The sequence below is a fragment of the Candidatus Eisenbacteria bacterium genome, from assembly GCA_016235265.1.
Classification (GTDB): domain Bacteria; phylum Eisenbacteria; class RBG-16-71-46; order RBG-16-71-46; family JACRLI01; genus JACRLI01.
Genome location: JACRLI010000007.1, coordinates 219,330 through 235,800 on the forward strand (window position 1 = coordinate 219,330; position 16,471 = coordinate 235,800).

Annotated in this window: 11 protein-coding genes; 9 read left to right on the plus strand and 2 right to left on the minus strand. The window is 70.2% G+C overall.

Features of this window, described 5'->3' with window-relative positions; all coding sequences use genetic code 11:
• The first annotated feature begins 246 nt into the window (after nt 1-246).
• Together HZB25_04475 and HZB25_04480 are read left to right on the plus strand one after the other, a co-directional pair.
• Nucleotides 247-1,533, plus strand: coding sequence for an insulinase family protein (locus HZB25_04475; GenBank protein ID MBI5836483.1), 1,287 nt, complete (start codon nt 247-249; stop codon nt 1,531-1,533).
• The gene (locus HZB25_04480) at nt 1,530-2,912 is read left to right on the plus strand and encodes an insulinase family protein (protein ID MBI5836484.1); all 1,383 of its coding nucleotides are present in this window, start codon (nt 1,530-1,532) and stop codon (nt 2,910-2,912) included. Before HZB25_04475 ends, HZB25_04480 begins: the two co-directional genes overlap by 4 nt.
• Before the next feature lie 108 nt (nt 2,913-3,020).
• Here the strand turns inward: HZB25_04480 and HZB25_04485 are convergent, their stop codons facing one another.
• Nucleotides 3,021-3,347: an isoamylase early set domain-containing protein gene (locus HZB25_04485; GenBank protein ID MBI5836485.1), complete on the minus strand. Its 327-nt coding sequence runs from the start codon at nt 3,345-3,347 to the stop codon at nt 3,021-3,023.
• Nucleotides 3,348-3,781: 434 nt separating this feature from the next.
• Between HZB25_04485 and HZB25_04490 the strand changes: the two genes are divergently transcribed.
• From HZB25_04490 to HZB25_04500, 3 genes are all read left to right on the plus strand, one after another.
• A complete protein-coding gene (locus HZB25_04490; protein MBI5836486.1) occupies nt 3,782-4,813 on the plus strand; it encodes a hypothetical protein in 1,032 nt (343 codons plus the stop codon).
• Nucleotides 4,814-5,188: 375 nt separating this feature from the next.
• Nucleotides 5,189-6,664, plus strand: a complete 1,476-nt coding sequence (locus tag HZB25_04495; protein MBI5836487.1) for a hypothetical protein — start codon at nt 5,189-5,191, stop codon at nt 6,662-6,664.
• 120 nt (nt 6,665-6,784) lie between these two features.
• Nucleotides 6,785-7,423: a hypothetical protein gene (locus HZB25_04500; GenBank protein ID MBI5836488.1), complete on the plus strand. Its 639-nt coding sequence runs from the start codon at nt 6,785-6,787 to the stop codon at nt 7,421-7,423.
• Nucleotides 7,424-7,491: 68 nt separating this feature from the next.
• On the opposite strand, the gene HZB25_04505 is transcribed toward HZB25_04500, so the two are convergent.
• Nucleotides 7,492-8,310: a hypothetical protein gene (locus HZB25_04505; GenBank protein MBI5836489.1), complete on the minus strand. Its 819-nt coding sequence runs from the start codon at nt 8,308-8,310 to the stop codon at nt 7,492-7,494.
• Between the two features lie 308 nt (nt 8,311-8,618).
• Here HZB25_04505 and HZB25_04510 point away from each other — a divergent pair, with 308 nt between their 5' ends.
• The 4 genes from HZB25_04510 (at nt 8,619) to HZB25_04525 (ending at nt 16,155) form a co-directional block, all read left to right on the plus strand.
• Nucleotides 8,619-10,577 carry a tetratricopeptide repeat protein gene (locus HZB25_04510; protein MBI5836490.1) on the plus strand — a complete coding sequence of 653 codons (1,959 nt, stop codon included), beginning with the start codon at nt 8,619-8,621 and terminating at the stop codon, nt 10,575-10,577.
• 44 nt (nt 10,578-10,621) lie between these two features.
• Nucleotides 10,622-12,619 (plus strand): S9 family peptidase, encoded by a 1,998-nt coding sequence (locus tag HZB25_04515; protein MBI5836491.1) that lies wholly within the window; start codon nt 10,622-10,624, stop codon nt 12,617-12,619.
• Nucleotides 12,620-12,954: 335 nt separating this feature from the next.
• Nucleotides 12,955-13,902: a DmsE family decaheme c-type cytochrome gene (locus HZB25_04520; protein ID MBI5836492.1), complete on the plus strand. Its 948-nt coding sequence runs from the start codon at nt 12,955-12,957 to the stop codon at nt 13,900-13,902.
• 12 nt (nt 13,903-13,914) lie between these two features.
• Complete coding sequence (locus HZB25_04525; GenBank protein ID MBI5836493.1) at nt 13,915-16,155, plus strand: MtrB/PioB family outer membrane beta-barrel protein; 2,241 nt, start codon at nt 13,915-13,917, stop codon at nt 16,153-16,155.
• Nucleotides 16,156-16,471 lie beyond the last annotated feature (316 nt).

Here is a 16,471-nt window from a genome sequence, read left to right on the forward strand (position 1 = left end):
GGGCTGGCGCCGGCGCGAGAGCGTCCCGGGACGCGAACTCTCCCGGTTGCAACCGCGCCTCGCACCAGGGGCGGCGCCGCAAGGCGCCGCCCCGCTTGCTTGCCGGCCGCGTGGAACCCTGTGCCCGCAGGCGGGGAACGTCGCCCCGCGCGCGGCGCAAAGCCGCCGCCGCGTTTGCCCGGCCCATCCCCGCATGGTAGGCTCGGGCCAGTCTCGGAGCCGCCCACCCAACCCCCCGGAGAATCCATGACCCGCCCCGCCGGGCTTCAGTTTCCCATCGCCACGCAGCGCCTGGACAACGGGCTGACCGTGGTCCTGAGCGAGGACCACGGGGCGCCCATCGTGGCCACCAACCTGTGGTATCACGTCGGGTCCAAGAACGAGCCGGCCGGCAAGACCGGCTTCGCGCACCTCTTCGAGCACATGTTGTTCGAGGGCAGCCAGCACGTCCCCGACAAGTCGTTCATCCCCACGATCCAGCGGCTGGGCGGCGACGTGAACGGCTCCACCGGAACCGACACCACGAACTACTACGAGACCGTGCCGTCCGAGCACCTGCCGCTGGCCCTGTGGCTGGAGAGCGATCGCATGGGCTGGCTGGTGCCGGCGATGAACCAGGAGAAGCTCGACAACCAGCGTTCGGTGGTGAAGAACGAGCGGCGCTGGCGCTACGAAAACCAGCCGTACGGACTCTGGCTGGAGAACTTCCTGGAGCTGGCCTACCCCGAGGGGTATCCGTACCGCCATCCGGTGATCGGCTCCATGGAGGACCTGGACTCCGCCTCGCTGAAGGATATCGAGCGCTTCTTCACCACGTACTACACGCCCGACAACGCGGTGCTCTCCGTGGTGGGCGACTTCGAGCCGCGCGAGGCGCTGCGGCTCGTGGACCACTACTTCGGCTCCATCCCGCGCGGCCCCGGCAAGCCGCCGGTCACGGCCACGTTCCAGGGACAGCACGGCGAGCAGCGGCGCACGCTGCGCGACAAGGTGCAGCTGGCGCGGGTGTTCCTGGGCTTTCATGCGCCGGCCATCACCGAGCCGGACTTCCACGCGGCCATGGTGCTCACGGACGTGCTCTCGGCGGGCAAGTCGTCGCGACTGTACAAGCGGATGGTCTACGAGAAGCAGATCGCCCAGCAGGCCACGTCCTTCCTGTACCCGATGGAGCTGACCTCGGTGATCTTCCTGGAGGCGTCGGGCAAGCCGGGCGGCACGCCGGAGGTGCTGGAGGACGCCCTGCTCCGCGAGATCGAGGGGCTCAAGAATTCGGCGCCGCCGGAGCGCGAGATGGAACGCATCCGCAACCAGATCGCCACGCACCACTACTACGCGCTGCAGACAGTGAACGGCCGCGCCGACCAGCTCTCGGAGTGCGCCATCCACTTCGGCGACCCGCGCCGGCTGCTGACCGAGGTGGACCGCTACCTCGCCGTGACCGCGCGCGAGGTGCAGGAGGCGGCGCACCGCTACCTGCGCCCGGAGAATCGCACCGTGGTGACCTTCGTCCCGCAGGAAGGAGGCGCAGCGTGAGCGTGCAGCCCGGGTCGCACGTGAGCCGCACGCGGCCGCCGGAGCCGCTGCCGCCCAAGCCGTACCAGTTCCCGCGTCCCGCCGTCGCCAAGCTGGCGAACGGCCTGGAGGTGTTCGTCTCCACCCGGCGCCACCTGCCGCTGGTCTCGGTGCTGGTGGGCGTGGGCGCGGGCGGCAGCGCCGATCCCATCGGGAGGGAGGGCCTCGCGGTGATGACCTCGCGGCTGCTCACCGAGGGGGCGGGCCGGCGCGGCGCCGCGAAAGTGGCCGAGACCGTCGAACAGCTCGGCGCCAGCCTGGATGCCAGCGCCGGCTGGGAGTTGAGTTCCATCCGCCTCGCGGCGCTCTCCGCCCACCTGGGGCCGGCCCTCAACCTGATGGCCGACGTCACGTTCCGCCCGCGCTTCGACCCGGTGGAGGTGCAGCGGGAGCTGAACCAGCGGCAGGCGGAGATCCTGAGCGACCGGGACAATCCGCGCAGCGTGGCCGCCGAGCGCAGCGCGCGGTTCGTGTACGGACGGCACCGCTACGGGGCGCAGCTGGCCGGCGACGAGGACTCGGTGGGCGCCCTGGGCGCGCCGCAGCTGCGCGCGTTCCACGCGCGCCACTTCCGCGCCGGCAACGCGTTCGTGGTGCTCGTGGGCGACGTCACCCCGGAGCGCGGCGTGAAGCTGGTGGAACGCGCGTTCGGGGAGTGGCAGGACGGGCGGCCGAGGCGCGTGGACGTGCCCGCCCCGCGCCGTCCCGGGCCCACGGCGGTGCGGCTGGTGGACCAGCCCGGCGCGGCGCAGTCCGAGATCCGCGTGTCGCAGCCCGGAGTGGCCCGCACCCACCCCGAGTACTTCCCGCTGCTGGTGCTCAACGCGGTCCTGGGCGAGGCCTTCGGCTCCCGGTTGTACTTCAACCTGCGCGAGAAGCATGGTTACACCTACGGGGTCAGCTCCTACTTCAGCATGCGCCGCGGGCGTGGCCCGTTCGTGGCGGGCGCCGGGGTGCACACGCCGGTCACCGCGAAGGCGGTGCGGGAGTTCCTGCGCGAGATGCGCCGCATTCGCGACGACGCGCCGAGCCGGCAGGAGATGAGTGACGCCAAGGGCTTCCTGGCGGGCGGCCTGGCGGTGGAGCTGCAGTCCAACGGCAGCGTGGCCGACCGCGTCGCCGAATCGGTGATGTACGACCTGCCCGACGACTACATGGACACCTACCGCGACTGCATCCACGCCGTCACCTCCGCCGACGTGGTCCGCGCGGCGAAGCGGGTGATTGATCCGGACCGCATGGTGGTGACCGTGGTGGGGGACGCCGCGAAGGTGCGACGGGACCTCGAGAGGCTGCTGCCGACGAAGATGTACACCCCGCTGGGGCGCCCCCGGAAGTAGTCCCGGGAGGCCAGCCCGGAAACCCGGGCCTCCAGTCCGCCCCAACACCGAGGGCGGCCCTTCGGCCGCCCTCCCGCGCTTCGATCCCGACGCTCCTCCCGGATGGTCTCAGGGCCCGGCGGTCGCCTGGGCGCGCCCGTGGGAAACCCCCTTCGACGACTCCGGCACCACGACGACCGAGTTCTCGCTGCCCCACAGGTTGGGGACGTACTTGTGAGCATAGTCGTCGTTGTACCATGCGGCCCCGACCTTGAACTTGTACTCGTACTCCCCGGGGGTGAGCCTGAGCTCCAGGGTGTGCGTGGAGTCGGGAGTGCGCAGCATCGGGTGGGACTCCTCGTCCCAATCGTTGAAGTCGCCCACGAGACACACCTGCTGATCGGTGGCATGCAGGAAGTTGAAGCGCACGATTCCGTTGGGAAGGAACTGGACCATGGGAGACCTCTCAGTGCGGCGCTGTCGTGGGCACGCAATCCGCCGCGAACGTCCGTGACTTCCATCATGCGCCGCGCAGGTCACAGGGTCAAGCGGCGCGGTCCACAATCCACCCTGGATTCGGCGATTCGGCCCCGGGAGCGCTCCCGATGGGCCGGCCGCGGCGCATCCCACCGTCGCGCTCCGGACGCGAGGGCCCTGGCCCTCCGGGAACGGGATCTCCTGCCCCCCTTGGGACCCTTCCGCGCCGCCCCGGGCCCACCCGCCGCACGCCTCACGTTGTGCTACATTGATGACGATAATGAGCGGTGTGGCGTGGGATTCGCGCGAGAGTGCGCGGCGGAGACCACGTGGCCCCGGGCTTGCACTACCCGGGGTTGTGCATGGCGGGCACCCCCGCTTCCGCGCGGCATTCGTGCGTCCCAGGAGGAATCGTGATCCGGTCGAAGAGCTTCATAACTCTTGCACTTGCGGCCGCGCTCGTCCTTGCCGGCTGCGGCAAGGGCATCAACGGCCCCGGGGACGGGGGAAACGACGGCAACGTCGGCTGGATCCGCCAGAACAGCGTCACGGCCAATGACTTGCTGGCCGTCTCCTTCTCCGACACCTCCAACGGCTGGGCGGTGGGCTGGTTCACCATCCTTCATACCACCGATGGCGGCCGCACCTGGTCTCCGCAGACGCAAAACGCAGCGCGCCAGGGTGCGTTGTTCACGGGGGTCAGCTCCCCCGACAGCAGCCACTGCTGGGTGGTGGGGGCCGACGGCAGCATCCAGGCCACTTCCGACGCGGGCAGGACCTGGAGGCTCCAGGACACCGGCCTCGCCGGCAGCAGCCTCTACGGCGTGGCTTTCTCCGACACCACCAACGGCTGGGCCTGCGGGCGCCGCTCCGGCGCCGCGGGCGCCGCGATCCGGTACACGCAGAACGGCGGCGGGATCTGGGTGAACGGAGATGCCACCGGCATCCAGGAGTTGCGCGCCATCAGCGTGTCGAAGCCTTACAGCTTCCGCGTGGTGGCGTGCGGGCTGCTGGGCACGGTGGCCACGTCCGTCAACGGCGGCGTGAGCTGGATCCGGTCCCCGTCCACCGGCACCACGCAGATGTTGCAGGGTGTGGCGATGCTGCCCGGCAACGGTCTCTCGGTGCTGGCCGGCGGCGTGCCGGGCATCGGCGGCATCCTGCGCACCTTCGATGGTGGCGACACCTGGCAGCCGAGCCAGTCGCTTCCCGCCGGGGTGCAGGTGAACGGCCTCGACATGGCCTCCTTCAACGTGGGCTGGATGGTGGGGACGAGCTCCGCCCATTCCGAAGTGGCCCGTACCAGTGACGGCGGACTCTCGTGGCTGTCCCAGTTCGTGAACTGGGGGCTGCCGTTGAACGGCGTGTGCGCGGTCAATTCCAACTACGCCTGGGCGGTGGGAGACCAGGGGGCAATCTTCTTCACCCGGACCGGGGGGAACTAGGCCCGGCCGGTCGCGCCGCGCACGGTCGGGCAGTCTCGCGGGGGATCGCGCCGGGGTCGTCCGGCTGCGCCGGATCGATCCCCGCCGCGATCCCTGCGGGCATTCTCCTCCCACGGTCGCCCCTATCCACTTTGGCGGTCCCTCGCGTACATTGACCCCATGGTGACGCGTCCCGTTCCGGCTGCCAGGCGGCGGCCCGCCTGCGATTCCCGCCCTCCGGCCCCCGCCCGTTCCGCGTGTGTTTCCGCGGCCATCCTCGCCGCGCTTCTGGCGCTCTTCCCGGCTGCCGGTCCCGCGCCGGCCGCGCCCGTCACCCCCGCGGACCTCCCGCCGCCCATTCCGACCCGGGGACTCGACCGGGAGCCCGCGCTGGCCGTGTTCATGGACCAGCTCGACGCGGCGTGGCGCTCGCTGCTCCTGAACCAGCGCCGCTGCGAGGTGGAGCCCATGGACCCGGACACCTGCGACCCGGTGCGCTGGAGCCAGGCCGCGAGCGAATTCCTCTCCAACCCCGACTACGTGGACGTGGTGTGGCACCGCCGCGGCCGGGTGAAGGACGCCGCGCTGGCCCTGCGCCTGAACCGGGCGTGGCCGCCCGTGCTGCGCGCGGTGTTCGACCAGGAGCCCTACCTGCACCAGGTGGCCGATCCGCTCACCGATACCGTCGCCACGTTCAAGGCGGCCGTGGGTGGGGTGCTCGTCACCCGCGAGCAGGCCCGGGAGATCATGCGCCACGACGAGGATCGCGTGCGCCGGCGCGACGCATTCGAGAGCGGCGAGCCGCTGTCTCAGAAGCTGGCCCCCGACCTGCGCGAGCTGATCCGCCGCCGCAACCTGGTGGCCATGCGCTACGGCTACGACGGCTACGTGCCGCTGGCGCTGGAGTGCGAGGGCCTGGATCCGCGCCGCATCGAGGCGTTCGAGGACAGCCTGGAGGCCCTCACCCGCGGTCCCTATCACCGGCTGGTGGAGCGCATCCGGTCCCGCATGGGCGTGTTCCAGCTCCACCCGTGGGACCTGACCTACGGCCAGGGGCTGCTGGACGTGGTCGCCGACACGACCATCCGCGGCGACCAGGCCGCCCTGCGCCTGGGCTCGTTCATGGCGGGCCTGGGCTTCAACCCCGACCTGCTGCCCATCCGGGTGTACTTCAAGTCGCGCTATCCATACAGCGCGCGCTGTGTGGCGGTGGATCCCCCGGCGGACGTGCGGCTGCTCGCCAACCCCCGCGACGGCCTGGGCGGGATCATCTCGGTGTTCCATGAGAACGGCCGGGGGCTGCAGGAGAAGTACCTGGCCGACCCGCGGCCGTCCACGCGCGACCTGCCCGAGACGTGGCGCGAAGCGCTGGGCAACCTGTTCGCGGGCTTTCCCGCCGAGCCCGAGTGGCTCTCGGGAGCCGCGAACCTGCCGGACTCCTCCGCGCAGGCCTGCCGCCGCCGCTGGCTGGGTGCGCGGCTGCTTTCGGTGCGCAGCCTGCTGATGCTCTCGCGTTTCGAGCGCGAGTTGTACCGCGACCCGGCGTGCAACGCCGACAGCCTGTGGCGCGCGTACAACGAGAAGTACCTGGAGGTGGAGGGGGCCGAGCCGACGCTGTGGGCCTCCGAAACCCCCATCCTGGTGCAGCCGCTCTCGGCCACGCGCCACCTGGCGGCCGAGGCCGCCGCGGCGCAACTGCGCGCGGCCGCGCGACTCAAGTGCGGCCTGCCGGAAGGCTCGTGCCTGGGGAAATACCTGGAGCAGGAGGTGTATACTCCCGCCGCCACGAAACCCTGGGCGGAAGTGCTGCGGGAAGCCACCGGCTCAACCCTGGGCGCCGGCGCGCTGGCGAAGGAGCTGGCGGGCCCGTGAACGGCCGCGGCGCGCGACGGCGCCCGGCCTCCGGCGGATCATGCAGGTGCGGAGGGCCGCCCACGCGGCCGTCCGCGACACCCAGCGGGGGGCGCCGCGTCGCGCCCCCGGAGGACACGCGTGCGGGAAGAAGATGACGACCGCGAACTGGACGACCTCGACGACGACGCCCCGATTCCCGGTGACGTTTTCGACGAGGATGCCGAACTGCCCGGCGGCGGCGAGCTGCCCGGCGGGGACGAAGGTGGGGACGAAGGTGCCGGCCCGCGCCTGATCCTGGTGGATGGCGAGGCCGTCATCCGCGGCTCGGCCTCGCTGAACGAGGCCTGGGCGACCGACCGCGCCAGCGCCGTGCTGACGCTGGTGAACCTGCTCAGCTGGGCCATGGCGCACCAGGGCGCGGACTTCATCCTGGTGGTGGACGAATCCTGCCGCGCCGACGACGTGGACGTGGCCGCCGCCGGCCTGGCCCAGCGCTGCCCCGCTCCGGGCCAGACCGTGAGCGAAATGATGATGTTCCTCGCCGAGAGCTCCCGCGCGGAGGGCCGCCCCACCACCGTGGTCACCTCCGACGTGGAGGTGGTGCGCTTCGCCGCCCTCGAGGGCATCCAGTCCAACCTGGCCGACCTGTTCGCCGCCAGCCTGGTCGGCGGGGCCACGAAGGAGGACGACGAATTCCAGAAACCCCCGGGCCTCACCCCGAAGGAGAGCCGGGAATGGGACGAGTTCGTGGCGAAGTGGAAGCGGGGACGCGCCTGAGAATGGAAGAGCGGCCCGCCGATTCCCCGGCAGGCCGCTCCGCCCTGGATTCCACCGTGTCTCCTCGGCTATGCCCCGCCCTTCGACACCGGCACCTTCACACCGCTCTGCAGCACCAGGTTCACCTTCTGCCCGGCCGGCAGCTCCACGGGCTTGCCGCGCGCCGCGACCGCCGCACCGCCGCCCACGACCGCGCCGATGGCCGCGCCCTTCTTGGTGTTGCCCGAGATCTTGCCCAGGATGCCGCCGATGACGGCCCCGGCGCCCACGGTGGCCACGTCGCGCGTGGTGGTGCCGCCGGCCTCGAATGTGTCGGGCTTGGCGTCAATGTCCACGGCCTCGCCGCCGGAGAGGGCGAACTTGTCGTAGGACAGGATCAACTTGGCCTTGGTCTTGCCGCGTTTCGCCGGCTCGGCGTAGACCACGTGGCCCAGGACGCGGGTGCCGGCGGGCAGGACCACCCTGCCGTCCAGGGAGACCGGCGCGGCCAGTTCCGCGGTGAACGTGTCGCCTTCCTTGCTGGTCTCGCTGGAGAGCGCCGCGGTCAGGCCCATCTCACCGGCGTTTCCGGCCGGGATGTCGGCGTAGGTCACCTTCGGGGGCGCGGGGGTCCCCGAGCCGCCCGAACCGTCGCCCCGGGGCGGCCGGGGCCGGTTCCTGCCGCCGGAGGCCGCCGGCGGGGGCGGGATCGCGCCGCCACTCAGCCTCTCGGACTCGCGCTCCCGGTCCGACATGCTCACCGCGCTGTCCCTGGCCGCGGCCATGCTGTCGGCCACGGCGGCGGAATCGGCCGCGGAACCGGCGGTGGTGGAATCTTCCTTCTTGCCGCAGCCGGCCACGGCCAGCAGGGCCAGGGCGCCGGCCAACATCCAGACACGTGCTCTCATCAGGCACCTCCTTCGTGGAGAATCGGGACGCACTTCGGGTTCCTCTCAAATGTAGAGGCCGTGTCCGCGAGGTGGCAAGTGCGGATCCCCGGCCCGCCATCGAAGCCGTAAGATTCTGGGGCAACGTACGATACTGGAAAGTGACCGCCCCCGCGAACGTGGGGTGGTCCCCGCGCGGGGGGCCGGGAGGCTATACTCCCCGGCACGCTCGGGGCGCATCCGGCGCGGCAGTCGAAAGGCCGGGTTGGGTGCCTGCCTTACCGTTTGGATGCACCGCCGGGGCGGAAGACCCTGTACGCCGGGGGCCCATGTCGCCGCTTTCCACGCCGTTCGACATCAGCAGGCTCCGCCAGCTGGCAGCCCGCAACCGCAACCAGGCGGAGGCGGCCGAGCGCGCATTCCGCTGGCTGGGATGGGCGGTGCTCTTCGCGGCGGCCCTGTGGTTGTACCTGCCCTCCGTGAGCGCCGACATCGTATGGGACGACGCCGCCCGCATCGGCCTGGCCGCCGCCCCCACGGGTCAGCCGTACCGCGACGTGGTGCGCTTCGATCGCGAGCTGGGCGAGGGTCCCGAGCGCTACCGCCCGCTCACCCAGCTCTCCCTGCGGCTGGACCAGCTGCGCGGGGGCGGGCCCGCGCACTATCACCTGACCTCCGTGTTGCTCCACCTTCTCAACATCGTGCTGCTGTTCTTCTCCGCGCGCGCGATGCAGCTCACGCGCGGGGCGGCGTGGCTGGCGGCGCTGTTCTTCGCCGTCTACCCGCTCGGCATCCACGCCGTGGGCCACGTGGCGGCGCGCGAGGAGGTGCTGGCGCTGCCGTTCATCCTGGGCGCGTTCCTGCTCCACGCCTCGGGGCGCTGGCGCTACCAGCCGCTGGCGGTGCTGTGCTTCGCCCTGGCCCTGCTGGCGCGGCCCGCGGCCGCCGGTGCGGGGCTGCTGTTCCTGGCCCGCGAGTTGCGCACCGGCCGGAGCTGGCGCGTGGTGCTGGCGCGGATGATCCCCTACGCGGCGATCGGCGGGGTGGTGCTGCTGGTGGTACGGCAGCACTTCGGCAGCCTGGGTTTCATGTCCGCCCGGGAGGGGCAGCCGCTGGACCTGCTGCGCACCGGCGGCGTGGCCTTCTACGACCTCTTCCAGCTGATGCTGCGGCCGTTCGTGCGCAGCGAGCCCTCGGTCCTGAGCTTCCGCGCGGAGAACCTGGTGCCGTGGGTGCGTGGCTGGGCCGAACCGCGAATGCTGGTGGGGATCGCGTTCCTCCTGGGCTACGCGGCGGCCACCTGGCTCACGCTGCGAGGCCGGGGTCGCGCCTTCGTGGCACTGGCCGCGCTTCCGGCGCTGTGGATGCCCCTGGACAGCCTGTTCTTCGGCCGCGCCTTCGACCTGTCCCGCAACCTCTACGCGCCGTCGGCGGCGTTCGTGATGCTGCTGGCCCTGGTGGTGGAGCGCGCCGGGTTCGAGCCGGGCGCCGGCCACCTGCGGCGCGGGCTGGTCAGCGGGGCGGCGGCGGTGTTGCTGCTCTCGTTCCTGGTTGCGGGCCAGGCGCGCCTGGCCGTGTGGCGGGACGAGGGCAACGTGTACCTGGAGGCAGTGAACCGCTACCCGTCGGTCGCCGCCTTCCATGCCGCCTACGGCACCTGGCTGGCCCGCAGCGGGGATGAACTGCCCGCGGTGGACGAGCTGCGCCACGCCACCGAGATGGAGCCCACGCTGGCCGCCGCGCACTACAACCTGGGCCTGCTGTACCTGTCGCTGGCGCGGAACGGCGAGGCCGCGGTGGTGTTCCAGCGCGCGGCGTCGCTGGATCCGAAGGACGCCGGGGCGTGGTATCGTCTGTCGCTGGCCGAGCGGCGAAACGGCAACATCGAGGCGGCGCTCGGCGCGGCGGAGCGCGCCATCTCCCTGGACGGCCGCCGCGCGGAGTACCGGCTGGCGCTGTCCGCGGCCCGGCTGGACTACGGCGACCTGGCCGAGGCGGAGGCCGAGGCGCAGCAGGCCATCGTGCTGGATCCGCGCGCCTGGGGCGGCTACACCGCCATGGCGCACGTGCTGCGCCGGGCCGGCCGCCTGGAATCGGCCGTCACCACCGCCGATCGGGCGGTACGGTTGGATCCGCGCGCCCCGGAGGCGCTGCTGGAGCGGGGCCGCTGCCTGGCAGCCGCCGGCCGGGTCGCGGAGGCGCTCGAGGACGTGGAACGCTACCTCCGCCTGGAGCGCCGCCCGGACCGCGCGGCGCTGCAGTTGCGCGAGGATCTGAAGAGGAAGTAGGCGCCCATCCCCGGCTTCGCCGGGCCCGGCCACACGGAGACCGCATGCCCAGGAAACGCCCCATGCAGCTCGAGGACCTGTACCGCCTGAAGGCCGTCGGCCGGGTGAGTCTCTCGCCGGACGGCAGGCGCGTGGCCTTCGAACTGAAGCGCTTCGACGCCGCGGAGAACCGCAACTTCACGCAGCTGATGCTGGCCGAGGTGGACACCGGCGTGGTGCGCCCGCTCACCCAGGGCAACCACAACGACACCCGCCCGCGCTGGTCGCCCGACGGCCGCTCGATGGCCTTTCTCTCGGACCGCGGCAAGCCCACCTGCCTGTGGGTGCTTCCCATGTCCGGCGGCGACCCCCGGCGAATCACCGACCGCGACGGTGACGTCCATGACTTCGCGTGGTCCCCCGACGGCCGGCGCTTCGCCTTCACCTACCAGCCGCTCACCGCGAAGGAGAAGCTGGAGCGGGACGGGAAGGCCGATGAGCTGAAGAAGCGCCCGCAGTTCAAGCACGTCACCCGGCTCTTCCACAAGCTGGACGGCGCCGGCTGGTGGAATGGCGAGTACACCCACGTGTGGGTGGCGCCGGTCGCGGGAGGCCGCGCCCGCCAGGTCAGCTCGGGACGGCACGACGACGCGGAACCCCGCTTCAGCCCCGACGGCCGGCTGGTCTCGTTCGTGTCCAATCGTTCCGAAAACGCCGACATGAACCAGGAGAACGCGGACATCTACGTGGTGCGCCCCGCGGGCGGCCCGGTCCGCAAGCTCACCCGGGCGCAGGGAGGCGCGCGCGGCCACAGCTGGTCACCCGACGGGAAGTGGATCGCCTTCATCGGCAACGCCGCGAAGCCGGGCATGGGCTGGAAGCACCTGGACCACGTGTGGCTGCTGTCCTCGAAGGGGGGTCGCCCGCGCGAGCTGACCCGCGAGATCGACAACCACTGCTACAACGTGTGCCTGGGCGACGTCACCGGGGCGGGCTTCGAGGCCCTGCCGCCGGTGTGGTCCGCGGACGGGTCGCGCCTCTTCTTTGCCGTGGGCGAGCAGGGGGCCACCCGGCTCTACAGCCGCTCGGTGAACCGCCGGGACCTGCGCTGCGAAGTGGGCGGCGAGGTCAACCTGCTGTACTTCCAGCGCACCGCTCGCTCGGGAGCCATCGCGCTTTCCATGGGCACCGCGGTGAACCCGGGCGACGTGTTCGTGTACGACCCCGTGAAGCGTTCGCTGCGCAACCTGACCGACGTCAACGGCGAGCTGCTGCGCAAGGTGCAGGTGAGCCGGCCCGAGCCGTTCCAGGTCCGCTCCGGCCGCGCCACCATCGAGGGCTGGGTGCTCAGGCCGCCGGGGTTCAACAAGAAGCGGCGGTACCCGGCGATCCTGGAAATCCACGGCGGGCCGGCCGCCCAGTACGGATTCTCGTTCTTCCACGAGCTGCAGTGGCTCGCGGCGCGGGGTTACGTGGTGGCCTACTCCAACCCGCGCGGCAGCGCCGGGTACGGACTGAAGTTCGTGAGCTGCACCCACGCCGACTGGGGCCGGCTGGACTACCAGGACGTCTCGAAGGTGGCCGACTGGCTGTTCGCGCGCCCCTACGTGAACCGCAAGCGGGTGGGCGTGACCGGCGGCTCCTACGGCGGCTACATGACCAACTGGCTGGTCACCCACACCGACCGGTTTCGCGCCGCGGTCACGCAGCGGAGCGTGGTGAACCTGGAATCCATGCACGGCACCAGTGATTACGGATTCGTCATGGGCCCGGAGTTCGGCGGCAGCCCCTGGAAGGGCGTGGAGCGACTGCGCCGGCAGTCGCCGCTCACGTACATCAAGAACTGTCGCACCCCGCTGCTCATCGAGCACGAGGAGCAGGACCACCGCTGCCCCATCGAACAGGCGGAGCAGTTGTTCACCGCCCTGAAGGTGCTGGGGGTGGAGACGGAGCTGGTGCGCTTCGAGGGTGAGTCCCACGGCCTGAGCCGCGGTGGAAGGCCGCAGAACCGCGGCGAGCGGCTGCGGCGGATCGTGGGCTGGTTCGACCGGCACATGAAATAGGTTGTGCTTCGAAGAATGTGTCTGGCGGGGAGCCCAATGGCTCCCCGCCTCGCTTGTCCACTTCCTCGACGTCAGTCCACGTACCTGGGCCGGTGCATCCGGTTCACCTTCAGGGCCGCGGGTCGGCCTCCCCGGCGCCACATTGCAAATCTTAGATATTCATTCTCACCAAACAGGTATACGAAAGTATACCCATCGAGGTATCCAATTGACCCCTTGAAAATTCCCGCATCTTGTACACTCTTGTCCCGATAACCGGAGGGTACGTCCGTACCCACCGATCGGCGCCCAGGAGCGGGCGCTGTCGTAGCGGGTTCGTCGCAAAAGGAGTTGTCATGAACCGTGCGTTTCGATTCCCGGCATGGTGCTCCGCGTCCGCGCTTGTCGTTCTCGGCAGCGCGTTTCTCATGTTGGTGGGCGCGGGGCCGGCCTTGGGGCAGACGGAGGCCAAGTACGTCGGCTCCGCCGCCTGCAAGGATTGCCACGACAAGCAGGTTGCGCAGTTCGATGCAGGCGCCCACGGCCGGGCCGAGAAGGACGGTGCGGTGGTCGCGAAGGTGGTGGGGTGTGAGTCCTGCCACGGGCCGGCCTCGCTGCACGTGGCCGCCGGCGGCAACGCCGACGATCCGGGCTTCAAGACGGTCCGGAACTTCAAGAAGTTCCCCGCGGACAAGGTGCTCGAGATCTGCGGCTCCTGCCACAAGGGCGGCGACCAGTTCTACGCCCAGCACAGCGTCCACACCCGCAACAACGTTTCCTGCGTGGACTGCCACGACATCCACCACGCCAAGAACGAGAAGACCACCCGGCTCCTGGCGGCGGACAACACCAACGCGCTGTGCCTGAAGTGCCACACCGACAAGCGCGCCCAGATCGCGCGCTCGGCGCACATGCCGGTCAAGGAAGGCGGCATGACCTGCGCGGACTGCCACAATCCCCACGGCTCCCCGGCCCCGGGGATGCTCAAGGCCGCCTCGGGCAACGACCTGTGCCTGAGCTGCCACGCGGACAAGCGCGGCCCGTTCCTGTGGGAGCACGCTCCCGTCCGGGAGAACTGCATGAGCTGCCACGAGCCCCACGGGAGCAGCAACCCGCGGATGCTGAACGCGCGCCAGCCCCGCCTGTGTCAGCGCTGTCACATCTACAACCGGCACCCCAGCACTCTCTACGACCAGCCCGAGCTGACGAGCAGGAGCAGCCGCCCGATCAACCGGGCCTGCCTCAACTGTCACTCGATGATTCACGGATCGAATCACCCGTCTGGCAAGACGTTCGTCAAGTAGGAGGCTGGATCAATGACAAGGATGCATTGGATGCGATGGACGCTGCTCGCGTGCCTGGCGGCTGTGTGCCTTTTCGGCGCCGCCCCGGCCCGCGCGGAAGGCGACTTCCTCACGTATGGCTCGCAGTGGTGGGACCAGACCGCGCAGGAGGCCAAGTACCAGGAGTACCGTGACATTCCCAGGGGCGGATTCCTCGAGAACTTCCTGCTCACCCGGGAGAGCGGCCGCAACCAGTTCACGCTGTTCGGCAGCAACGCCCTGCGCTCGGACCAGTCCACCTCGGCGCGCTGGACCAACGGCGTGCGGCTGAGCCTGGAGATGGGCTACGCCGAGACGCCGCACCAGTTCAGCTTCATCACGAAGTCCCCATGGTACCAGGTGCGTCCGGGGGTGTTCGTGCTTCCGGATTCGCTGCAGGGCGGGCTCCAGAAGACCCCCGGCAACTACGGCGGCGTGATGCGCGACCTGCTCAACTCCTCCCCGATCGTCCCGCTGGGCTTCCAGACGAACGTCTCGAAAGCCCGCCTGCGCGGACGCCCGATGGAGGGCTTCCAGTTGGAGGCCAGCGCCACCCGGCGGGTGCGCACCGGCAACAAGGCCATCGGAATCGCAGTCCCGGTCACGGGCAGCGGCCCGTCGGACGGCTACGAAATGCCGGAGCCCATCGACCAGCAGACGCTGGACGGCGAACTGCGCGCCAACTACCAGAAGCGGTTCGAGAAGGAAAACGTGGGGCTCAACATCCAGGCGATCGTGGGGATGTCGAAGTTCACCAATTACGTGGACCGGATGGTCTTCGACAACCCGAAGCGGCTCACCGACAGCCCGACCGCCGGTGCCGCAGCGATGCAGATTCCCCTGTACCCCGACAACGACGTGCTGCGCGGGAACCTGATGCTCGGCCTGGAGCTGCCGCACCGCACCCTCCTGACGGCGGCGATGGGCATCGCCCGCACGGAGCAGAACCAGCGCTTCCTGCCCTACACGGTGAACTCGCTGCTCACGGGCGCGGTGGGGACGGACACCAACAAGGTGAACATCTCCACGCTGGCGCTGCCGGACACCAGCCTGCACGGCAAGGCCATCACCAAGACCATGGACGTGCGCCTGGCTTCGAGGCTCATGGACCAGGTCTCGGCCACGCTGCGCTACCGTTCCTACAAGTACGAGAACCAGACCCCGGAGCTCGTGTTCCCCGGCGTGGCGCTGTTCGACCGCAGCTGGGTCAATGAGGAGCAGGGGCCGAACCTGTGGGGCCACAGCAACCAGGCCGTGGGCCTGGACGTGGACGCGGACCCGATGCGCCAGGTGAAGCTGGGCCTGAGCTACGAACTGCGCGACCGCAAGCACGCGGACCGCGAAACCGCCCGTGACACCGAGAACTGGATCGGCGCCAAGGCCCGCATCATGCCGCTCGACCAGTACGGCCTGGTGATCAAGGCGCGTTACGAGCACGGCAAGCGTCACGGACACGTCGACGAAGACCACATGGTGGAGCTGCCCGACTCGGTGGAGAAAGGCAACCTGCGCCGGTTCGACGTGGCCGACCGCACCCGGAACCTGGTGGGCGTGGGGGCCTCGTGGTCGGTGGGCAAGTACCTCGACATGTCGGCCGACTTCTCCTACACCAAGATCGAATTCCCGGCCAATGACTCCACGGACGGGAAGTTCTACGGATGGACGGGGGACACGGCCACCACGGTCACCATGGACGCGGTGTTCCACGCCACCGAGCAGCTGGACATTCACGGCGGCATCGGCGTGAGCCTGCACAACTACGGGCAGGCCTCGCACGAGAGCAGCCCCAACGCGGATCCCACGAAGCGGATCGAGACCGACTGGTTCGTGTTCATGAAGGACAAGAACCACTTCGCGATCCTGGATGCGACCTGGCGCGGCATGGGCGACAAGCTCACCCTCACCGGCTCGTACGAATTCGAGCGCACGCAGATGCCCATGGGCGAGCTCTGGGCAGGTCCGGAGAACAGCGTGACGCGCCCGATCGGGCAGTTGCCGGAGTTCTTCTCACGCCGGCACACCCTGGGGCTGGAAGCCGCGTACAGGATCGCCGAGAAGTGTCAGGTCGGCGCCCGGTGGGCGTTCGACGAATACTTCATCGCGGACTGGCAGCAGCAGGACAACCCGTACGTCAACCCGGTGACCGGGACGGTGAACACGATCTTCATGGGCAACAACCGTTTCGGCTACTACCACGCGCACCGCTTCGCGGTGCTGGTGAAGCGGGACCTGTAGCGAACACCGCCCGCCCGGTGGGGGTGGCCTGGGCCGCGGGCCATCCCCGCCGGGTGGGGCGGAATCGAACGAAGGGCAGGCCTCCGGGCCTGCCGACAGCGGCCGAAACGTTCAGAGCCCCCGGGGCTTTCCTCCCGGGGGCTCTTCGTTACGTTACGGCCTCGGAGACCTCTCCCCGGGCGTCATGAACGGACCTGCGCGCTGCCTTCATCATCTCCGCTCCCCCTGGCCGACATGGATGGCGGTCCTACACGCATGTCGCCAGCACCACCAGCAGGCCGAAGGCGATCTCGCTCAGGCCCAACTGCATGGTGGT